We start from the raw sequence: 2,380 nt of genomic DNA, 5'->3' as shown, positions 1-2,380 counted from the left end.
CTTGGGGCAGGACTGAGGGCCGCCGGTCGGGCGGCGGCGCGGAACGGCGCGTGAGGTCAGTGCGTGTCGGTTCGGGTGGCGACCGGCAGCGCACGCAAGGCCGTACTCGGCTCGTGCGTCGGGTCGGTCATGGTACGTGCGGCTCCTGTACGGCGGGCTGGGCGGGCGCACGGTTGTGGCGGGGCTGGGCCCGGTGGGGAGGTCAGGGGTGCGCCTGGCATGGCTGGGACGTCCGGGGTGGCCGACACGGGGAAGGACGGGTGACTCGGACCCGTCGACTTCCGGACAACCGGTTTACCGGATTGCCGGTAGGTAACTAGAATCCGGCCATCGCGTCAATACCGAAGTGAGGAAATCGATGGCCGAACTCGCCAGAATCACGGTCGAGCCGCGCGAGCCGCTGGCCGCCGAGGTCTCCCGCCGCCTGATCGACTACCTGATGTCCGGCGAGGTCCAGCCCGGCGACCGCATCCCCTCAGAGCGACAGCTCACCGAGATGCTCGGGGTGAACCGGCCCACCGTGCGCGAGGCGATCAAGTCGCTCGGCTTCCTCGGCCTGCTGGAGATCCGGCAGTCCAGCGGCACCTACTTCCGCGGCACCGACTCGGACGTGCTCTACCGGCTCTTCGAACTGGGGCTGGTGCTCGGCGAGCGGGGCGCCCGGGACATGGTGCAGGCCCGTGCGGAGCTGGAGGTGGTCGTCGCGGGACTGGCCGCGCAGGCCCGCGACGAGGCGGGCGTCGAACTGCTCCGGACCCGACTGACGGCGATGCGGGAGTGCCCGGACGCGGAGTTCCCGGAGGCGGACACCGCCTTCCACGCCGCCCTGGGCGAACTGGCCGGCAACACCGTGCTGCGGGACATGCTCAAGGGGATGCGGGCGATGATCCAGCGCGGCTGGGTGGAGCGCACGGGGGCGGTCCGCTCCCGCAAGGTGGCCTACGACGACCACGTACCGATCTTCGAGGCGGTCGCGAACGGTGACGCGGAGGCCGCCCGCGCGGCGATGGCCCGGCACATGGACGGCGCCTCCCGGCGCCTGATGAAGGCGCTCGAACAGCGCGAGGGGTAGGGGCCACGGGGGGCTGCCGGACCTCTTCCGGCAGCCGGAGGCCCAGCCCTACGCACAACCGGTTGACCGGTTGACCGGTTGGACCTAGAGTGGCGGCGCGGCACCGATACACCACGCTGCCGCCCCCATCTCGGGCCCGTGTTCTCCGCCGTCGGGAAACATTTCCCGCGTCGTCCGGAGGCCGGTCCTCGGTCGGGACCCTTGCCGGTCCCCGCCTACCGGAAGAGGTAAGAACCCGGTGATCGAATCCCCTCCCCTGGTCGCCATGATCCACGCCGTGCCGGCCGCCCACCGCATCGCCCAGGACGCGTTCGCCCAGGAGTTTCCGCAGGCCACTGTCTGGAACGTGCTGGACGACCGCCTGCTGGACGACGCCAACGCGACCGGCGGCCTCACCGACGCACTGCGTCGCCGCATGCTCCGGCTGATCGCACACGTCATGGACGGTGGCGCCCAGGGTCTGCTGCTGACCTGCTCCTCCTACGGGGAGGTGGTGGACACCGCCCGCGTGCTGTGGGACGTGCCGGTGCTGAAGTCGGACGAGTCGATGTTCAAGGCCGCCCTGGCCGGCCCGTACCGGCGGATCGCCGTCGTCGCTTCCACCCCGCCGGCCGTACCGGCGGCAGTCGCCCAGCTGGAAGCGCTCGTCCCGGCCGTCCGCCCGGGCCGCCCGGTCGACATCGTGACCGCGCTGAGCGAGGCTGCCGCCGGCGCCGGCCCCGAGGAGGCGGCCCGACTCCTGGCGGACGCCCTCCGTACGGTCGGGGGCACAGACGCCGACGCGGTGCTCCTGGCGCAGTACTCGCTCACGCCGGTCCGCGACGCCCTGGCGGCCCTGCTCGGTGTGCCGGTACTGGACGGCGCCGGTGCCGCCGCCCGTGAGCTGCGCGGCCTGCTCGTCCCGGTCGGGGCGCAGGTGGTCACGCCATGAGCGCAGTACTGCCCTGGCCGGTGGCCTACACGGTCTCCGGGAACGACTGCGTCTCATCCATGCCACTCGGCCACTCGGCGCCGCTCGCCGAGGCCGTCCGCGATCTGGCCGAACTCGGTTACGACGGGGTGGAGGTACAGGTCCGGGAGACCGGCGCGCACGACGCCGAGACGCTGGCCCGGACCGTCGAGGCCGCCGGCCTGAAGGTCCTGGGCATCGGCACCGGACCGGTGGCGGCGCAGGACCGGCTGACCCTGACCGACCCGTCCCCCGACGTCCGCCGGCATGCGCTGTTCCGGCTGCTTGGCGCGGCCCGGCTGGCCGGGGAACTGGGCGTGCCGGTCTCGCTCGGCCAGACCCGGGGCACCTTCCTGCCC

General features: G+C 72.7%; 3 protein-coding genes. All 3 read left to right on the top strand.

Features of this window, described 5'->3' with window-relative positions; all coding sequences use genetic code 11:
- Positions 1-358: 358 nt before the first annotated feature.
- Entirely contained in the window at positions 359-1,072 is a 714-nt protein-coding gene (locus C1708_RS33615; protein ID WP_198602412.1) for a FadR/GntR family transcriptional regulator, read from the top strand.
- A 238-nt stretch (positions 1,073-1,310) separates the two neighbouring features.
- Entirely contained in the window at positions 1,311-2,003 is a 693-nt protein-coding gene (locus tag C1708_RS33610; protein WP_106411723.1) for an aspartate/glutamate racemase family protein, read from the top strand.
- The coding region (locus tag C1708_RS33605) for a sugar phosphate isomerase/epimerase family protein (RefSeq protein WP_133169130.1) at positions 2,000-2,380 on the top strand (381 nt) is incomplete at its 3' end. The genes C1708_RS33610 and C1708_RS33605, both read left to right, overlap by 4 nt.

The organism is Streptomyces sp. DH-12, from assembly GCF_002899455.1.
Lineage (GTDB): Bacteria > Actinomycetota > Actinomycetes > Streptomycetales > Streptomycetaceae > Streptomyces.
The sequence above is the reverse complement of the archived record's forward strand: the minus strand, read 5'-3'. Positions and strand labels throughout refer to the sequence as shown.